Source organism: Staphylococcus devriesei (assembly GCF_002902625.1).
Classification (GTDB): Bacteria; Bacillota; Bacilli; order Staphylococcales; family Staphylococcaceae; genus Staphylococcus; species Staphylococcus devriesei.
Genome location: NZ_PPRG01000076.1, coordinates 1 through 6,855, shown reverse-complemented (window position 1 = coordinate 6,855; position 6,855 = coordinate 1). Strand labels below are relative to the sequence as shown.

Here is a 6,855-nt window from a genome sequence, read left to right as displayed (position 1 = left end):
AATTTATATTCTAAAGCGCCTTAATCATGTATTAATAAACCAATTATAAAGATGTATAAATACTATAATATTGGGTTTAAAATAAACTAACTTAAAAAATAGCTTAATATATTAAAAAGGTACATAAAAAAAGAGCAGCAACCGAAATCTAATATAATTTCAAAGATTTCATAGTTCCGCCCTAGCAAATTAAAATATATTACTATTAACTATTCAAGTTATTATTTAAAATATCAGTTGCTTGTTGCTTAGAAGCGTCATTAGGAATGAAATACCATAAGCCATCGCTTTGGATACCGCCTTGACCTTCTAATTGGTGACGATTCACTGTAGAATTAGCATTTTTGTAATTACTGCGAATAGCGTTCATGTCACTTAAAGTTAAATCTGTTGTCACATTTTTTTGAACTTCACCAATTAATGATGGGAAATGTGCAAGTGCTGAAGCGCTTGTCATTTTGTTCGCCATAGCTTGTAAAATCAGTTGTTGTCGCTCTTGGCGTCCAAAGTCTCCACCTGCACCTTCTTCTTTACGACTACGAATAAAATGCATTGCTGTATCTCCATCAACATGTGTCTTTGTTCCTTTAACGAAATGTGTGCCATGAGCTGTAAATGTATCATTGCTTACTACATCTATGCCACCAAGTGCATCAATCATATCATGCAATCCATCCATGTCTATAGTCGCATAATGATCAACAGGTACATTCATTAACTTTTCCAAAGATTTAACAGCCATTGTAGGCCCACCGTAAGCATAGGCATGGTTAATCTTCTCGGTAGTCCCTCTACCAACAATTTCAGCTTGCGTATCACGTGGTACACTAACGATTTCAGTAGTTTGCTTGTTAGGATTAATAGATAATAACATTACTGTATCGCTACGTTCTCCATCATTCGCACTTTTACGTTGTGCGTCTGAATCTACTCCAAATAAGGCAATTGTAAATGGATCACCGTTTTTTAAATCTACGTTTTTCGAACGTAATTCTGAATGTTGTCGATTAAGCGGATTATGAATCTTTCCACCTGTAATATAAATACTAGCAACAATAAAGATCACTGCTACAATGGCAAAAGCGGCTAAAATACCAATAAACCAAAGTAAAACTTTAACGGGCAGGCTCATTCTTCTATGAGATTTACGCATCCCACCACTCCTATTCTATTTTATAAAATATATCGTTTTAATTATATATTAAAATTAACATTTTACTATACGTCTCGAGTAGTAACTTTGAATAAAATAGAAGACTTTACACCTATTTTTGATACCCGCCATTACTATTTAAAATAGTTATCATATCGTTATAACAACCAGGATTACTAATAATAAACGGTCCACTTGTCGCATAATCTAACGGTTGTCCATCTAATTGTGTCATCACTAAATTAAGCTCTTTAGCAAATAGAAATTGTGCAGCTATATCCCATGGCTTAGGATTTGTATTAATATGCGCACCAAATTGACCTTTAATGACTCTTACCGAATCCAAACCACATGAGCCGATATTTCGCACGCCAAATGCCGCATCATATAATGCTTTTACTGTCTGTTCATTCATATATTGACTTCCAAATGAAATAATCGCATCGTTTAAAGGTAAGTGCGCGGGTGAGGCCATAGGTTCTCCATTCACATAAGCTCCCTCTCCAGCTATTGCCTTATACAATTTATCGTGCGGATAATCATATATATAGGAAAGTTTGGGTTCAGCGTTTTCAAAATAAGCTAATATAATACAGTAATCCTCTTGTTGTTTAACTAAATTTGCCGTACCGTCGATAGGATCCATAATCCATAAATGACCATCATAGGGTTGGATATTATCATTATTCTTTTCCTCCCCTAACAATTGATGGCCCGGAAAATGCTCAGCCAAATAGCGTTCAAATTGATGTTGTAATTGCTTATCGACATTTGTGACTAGGTCAAAACGATCTACTTTCGTATCTGTTGTCATTTCTTTGATTAAACGAGGAAGTACGTCATCTAACTGTTTTAGCCAATCTATAATTTGGCCATCTATATATTGGAGTCGGTTACGTTGCATTTTATCACCTCAAATTGATGTCTCATTTTATTATATTTAAGTATACTAATATTTTCTTACAGATTAAATTATTTTATTAATTAATAAGTATTAGCATACTGACAAAATAATTAATCGACCTCATATTATTCTTATATATGTATTTTAAACACAAAAAATCGGCTAGTCTTTTGCTAGCCGACAAATAGAAAGGAAAGTAAGTAATAAATATTGAAGATGTTTCGATGTAACTCGAACGATTCACAATAAGCTATCTGTTATATAGCTTCTACCCCTTTGTTTGAACTCGTTCTCCCCTGTTACAAGTAATATACTAGCACAAAATAAGCGAAATTGTAAGCGTTTTCCTAATAAAAATTTATTTTTTTACAATAAATTCTACTTTTATTTAATAAATGTCTTCATTGTCAGTCTTATGTTATAATTGTTGTAATATGTAATGTCCATAGGTGGTGTACAATGTGAATAAATTGGAAAGACAGAATCAAATTATTTCATCTATTCAACAAGGTCATAAGATGAATGCAACAGAATTAGCTAAACAGTTTAATGTTTCTGTGCGTACAATCGGACGTGACATTGCTGATTTAGAAGCTCAAGGCGTCCAAATTTATGCACACAAAGGTAAACTTGGAGGCTACCAAATTCAAGAAACTGAAGACAAAATTCAACTTAAGTTAGATGAACAACAACTCATCGCCTTGTTCTTAACATTAAAGGAAAGTCAATCGTATTCGACTTTACCTTATACCAATGAAATTCAATCAATCATCAAACAATGTTTTAAGATTCCAAACACTCGCATTCGTAAATATTTAGCCCATATGACTGATTTAATTAAATTCGAAGATACTGAACAAGTTACATTACCTCATCTTTTCTCTGACATTTTGATCTATAGTGCCGAAAGAAATGTCATGCTAATTGATTTTAACGATGGTTCTAAAACCATTGCTGAGAATGTTATATTTATCGGTCTGTTATGCCGTGATGGTGTTTGGTTAGCTATCATTTATGAGATTGGTTTGGGGCGTACACGCGAACTTCCAGTACTTGATATTTATGATATTTCTTATTCATTTGAAAAGATGATTAAAACATATGACATCTCTATTGATAACTACACGCAATTTCTGAATCCAGTCGAGGACGAAGACTAAAATCTGGTCTCTCGATTGGATTATCTATTCATCACCCTCTCTTCCTCTTATAATTCTCCATTCATTCTCTTTAGAAAAAGGAGCTCATCACTAATCATGCACGATCAATTTATAGACTATCAACAACATTTAATTCATTTCATCACACTCATCGAAAAGATTAAATACTATTACTTTATGGATGAAGCATCTCTTAAACAAGCAATTGAACACTATAACGAAGAAGTTAAAAACCATGCATTAAACATTGAATTAAATGAAGAAATTTACTCAATAGCCCCTGCCCAGTTGTCCTCTACTTCTCCTAATCACCTGTACTATAAATTACTTATTGAACTTTCTGAACGCCCGCTTCATAACTTTCAACAAGGCACATTACTTTATGATTTAAATAGACGACAACAACGTATCTACCATATTTATTTAAAGATTAAAAATCTTCAAAACGACTTATAGAAAACAATATATATAATTTATTAATTATATAGGTAAATTGTAATAACAAGATTAAACAGGTATAATTATATGTGATTACAGTAATATAGAAGGTTGCTTTTACGGTTATTTTAATGTATAGAAACTGAACATTGCTTAAAACTTAGCATTTAGATATGTTTGAATGGAGTTCTCAACTTACATGACAAGCATTTAAAAATACTATAACGATAAACTAATATACTTGGGAGAATTATGTTAGTTATTCAACTATTTATAGTAACCTATATCTTCAAAGTTTAGCCATCTTTACTGAATCAATTGTTTTATACAGTATATATGGGGAGTTTATAACACATTAATGGTGTATTAAATATGTTATTAATTTATGTCATTACGCAACGTTAAATATTGTATTGAGTTAGCTACTATACCTAAACTCATCATAAAATTTTAAGTTATGCAAGAAGTTTAGCCCGTACCATCTTTACTGTAGGGTTAAAAAAGAGAAACTGAGACAAATTAGGTGATTAAATGACAAACATTTTATATATCATTGATGAAGAGTATCCTTCTTTTTCAAAAAATGAACAAAAATTATCGCGTTTTATTTTAAATTCACCGCAGAAGTTAATACAAATGTCGAATCAAGAAATCGCTCAAGAACTTAATATTAGCGTTTCTACGATGAATCGATATAGTCAAAAATTAATTAACGCTAGTTTTCAAGAGATTAGAGCGGAATTAAAGAAGCTTTTTCCCAAACAAATGTCGCCTTACAATATTGAATTAGTACGTGACGAGCCGATTGAGACATTAAAAAAGAAGCTGTTTCTCCAGGCTAAAGATGCGTTACAAAGAAGTTCAACGTTCACCGATAACACTACAATCGACAATATATGTAAGAGATTTAAATCGGCAAATAAAATATTTATATTCGGCTATGGTACGTCATTTGTTTGTGCCACTGATATGTATCAAAAATTTTCAAGAATAGGCTTAAATGTACATTTAATACAAGAAACCCACTTATTTACTACTATGTTATCGACATATAACAAGAATGATTGTGTCGTCTTAATTACAAATAACGGTGAACAAAGCGAATTACATGCCTTGGTTAAAGTTGTGTCAAATTACAACATCCCTATTATTACGATTACAAGTTCTGAGAATAATCATATTGCCAAGCATTCAGATATTGTTTTGACTTATGGCCATTCCGATGAAAGTGAATTACGTATGGGAACGACCACAGCTTTATTTGCTCAAATGTTTACAATCGATCTCTTGTTTTATCGATATATAGCACTTAATTATCAACCATCTTTAGATTTTATTACACAATCAAAAATGGCATTGGATAATTATCATAAGTATCTAGCTAATATTGAATTTAAACATTGAATCATTATTTAAAGACTCTAGTACCATAGAAAAACGGCGGTGAAATCAAATTCACCACCGTTTTTTATATGTTGATTAATGTTAATTTAATTATTGTTTTACTTTTCGTGATTTATCTCTTTTATGATGTCCACGGACGAAATAATAAACTGTTACGCCTGTTAAGAAAATAATACCAATTAAAACTGATACGACTGTTTCTTTATTAAATAGCATACCCACAAGTACAACTATTAAGAATAAAATTGTAATCGCACTAGCAACTGTTCCGCCAGGCATTTTGAATGGGTGGCCTTCTACTTTTTCAGGATGTAATTTTCTAAAGCGAATATGACTAATTAAAATCATAAACCAAGGAATCATACCTGGTAAGATTGATGCACTATATACATAAACAAAGATACTATCTGCGCCTTTAACGAATAAAGGAAGAATAACATTTAATAATGCGCCAAGTAAGATACCAAGTGAAATCGCTAATACCGGATAGAATGGTACACCATTTTTCATAACGCGTGTAAAAATTTTAGGTAGTTGGCCTTTTTGAGCTAGTGTATAAATCATACGACTCGCACTAAAGATACCTGAATTACAACCTGATAATGCAGCTGTTAACACCACAAAGTTAATTAAACCTGCTGCAAATGTGATACCGATTTTAGCAAAAGTTGCTACGAACGGGCTACCAATATCTCCTAATTGATTCCAAGGATAAATAGATACAATCACGAAAATCGCACCAATATAGAAAATTAATATACGCCAGATAACCCCATTAACAGCGCTTTTAATATTCTTTTGTGGATCTTTAGTTTCACCGGCTGTAATACCAATCAGTTCAACCCCTTGATATGAACCAATAACGATTGATAAAGCAAAGAAGAAACCTAAGAAACCATTTGGCATAAAGCCACCGTGAGACCATAGATTTGAAATCCCAATGGCATGGCCTCCATTACCTATACCAAAGAAGATTAATCCTAAACCTGCAACAATCATTAATAGAATTGTTACAACTTTAATCATAGCAAACCAAAATTCAAATTCTCCAAATGCTTTAACTGAAGCTAAGTTCGCTGCTAATAGTAGTAATACAGCAACGACACCTGGAATCCATTGTGGTAAATGAGGGAACCAATAATTCATATATTCACCAACGGCTATAACTTCACTCATACCTACGACAATCCACTGGAAGATATTACTCCAAGCCGTCATATAACCAGCAGCAGGATGAATGTAGTCACTTGCAAATGTAGCAAATGATCCAGTAGTTGGATTTAAATAAACCATTTCTCCCATTGCTCGCATAATTAAGAATAAAAAGAAACCTGCAATTAAATATGCAAAAATAACTGAAGGACCTGTCCATTTAATTGTACTAGTCGCTCCCATAAATAAACCAACGCCGATAGTACCACCAAGTGCTATCATTCTAATTTGACGAGCACTAAGCCCCCTATGTAATTCATTATTATCCATTTAATAACCCCATCTCTATTAAATCTAAGGCATGAGTACTTTTGTCTTTTAAGAGTTAGGGTACGACTCGTTTTTATTTTAAGAAAATACTTACTCTTCCTTATAGTAATATTTTGATAACTACATTTGAATCGACAAAATTTTCAAAAAATATTTACTAATCGTTTGTTAGCATCCAATTGCCAAAGCATTCCTAGCCTCTTGCTTTCCCCCTAAAAGTCCGCTTACCTTATTGAGGATATTATACTATAATTTGACAAAATTAAAACATAATTTTTACAAATTTTTGAAATCGCTTCCAATACTGTTACAAC

Annotated in this window: 6 protein-coding genes; 3 read left to right on the top strand and 3 right to left on the bottom strand. The window is 32.4% G+C overall.

Features of this window, described 5'->3' with window-relative positions; genetic code table 11:
* Nucleotides 1-205: 205 nt before the first annotated feature.
* Nucleotides 206-1,153 (bottom strand): LCP family glycopolymer transferase, encoded by a 948-nt coding sequence (locus CD147_RS10655; RefSeq protein ID WP_103167451.1) that lies wholly within the window; start codon nt 1,151-1,153, stop codon nt 206-208.
* Between the two features lie 112 nt (nt 1,154-1,265).
* Nucleotides 1,266-2,057 (bottom strand): inositol monophosphatase family protein, encoded by a 792-nt coding sequence (locus tag CD147_RS10650; protein ID WP_103167450.1) that lies wholly within the window; start codon nt 2,055-2,057, stop codon nt 1,266-1,268.
* A 461-nt stretch (nt 2,058-2,518) separates the two neighbouring features.
* Here CD147_RS10650 and CD147_RS10645 point away from each other — a divergent pair, with 461 nt between their 5' ends.
* The 3 genes from CD147_RS10645 to CD147_RS10635 all read left to right on the top strand — a co-directional run bounded on the left by CD147_RS10645 (nt 2,519) and on the right by CD147_RS10635 (nt 5,059).
* Entirely contained in the window at nt 2,519-3,217 is a 699-nt protein-coding gene (locus CD147_RS10645) for a helix-turn-helix transcriptional regulator (RefSeq protein WP_103167449.1), read from the top strand.
* A gap of 96 nt (nt 3,218-3,313) precedes the next feature.
* Nucleotides 3,314-3,673, top strand: coding sequence for a hypothetical protein (locus tag CD147_RS10640; protein WP_103167448.1), 360 nt, complete (start codon nt 3,314-3,316; stop codon nt 3,671-3,673).
* A 513-nt stretch (nt 3,674-4,186) separates the two neighbouring features.
* Nucleotides 4,187-5,059, top strand: coding sequence for a MurR/RpiR family transcriptional regulator (locus CD147_RS10635; protein ID WP_103167447.1), 873 nt, complete (start codon nt 4,187-4,189; stop codon nt 5,057-5,059).
* Between the two features lie 90 nt (nt 5,060-5,149).
* Here the strand turns inward: CD147_RS10635 and CD147_RS10630 are convergent, their stop codons facing one another.
* The gene (locus CD147_RS10630; RefSeq protein ID WP_103167446.1) at nt 5,150-6,541 is read right to left on the bottom strand and encodes an amino acid permease; all 1,392 of its coding nucleotides are present in this window, start codon (nt 6,539-6,541) and stop codon (nt 5,150-5,152) included.
* Nucleotides 6,542-6,855 lie beyond the last annotated feature (314 nt).

Coding starts and splice junctions, on each gene's coding strand:
- CD147_RS10655 (WP_103167451.1), bottom strand. CDS start 1,153: ATGCGTAAATCTCATAGAAGAATGAGCCTGCCCGTTAAAGTTTTACTT.
- CD147_RS10650 (WP_103167450.1), bottom strand. CDS start 2,057: ATGCAACGTAACCGACTCCAATATATAGATGGCCAAATTATAGATTGG.
- CD147_RS10640 (WP_103167448.1), top strand. CDS start 3,314: ATGCACGATCAATTTATAGACTATCAACAACATTTAATTCATTTCATC.
- CD147_RS10635 (WP_103167447.1), top strand. CDS start 4,187: ATGACAAACATTTTATATATCATTGATGAAGAGTATCCTTCTTTTTCA.
- CD147_RS10630 (WP_103167446.1), bottom strand. CDS start 6,541: ATGGATAATAATGAATTACATAGGGGGCTTAGTGCTCGTCAAATTAGA.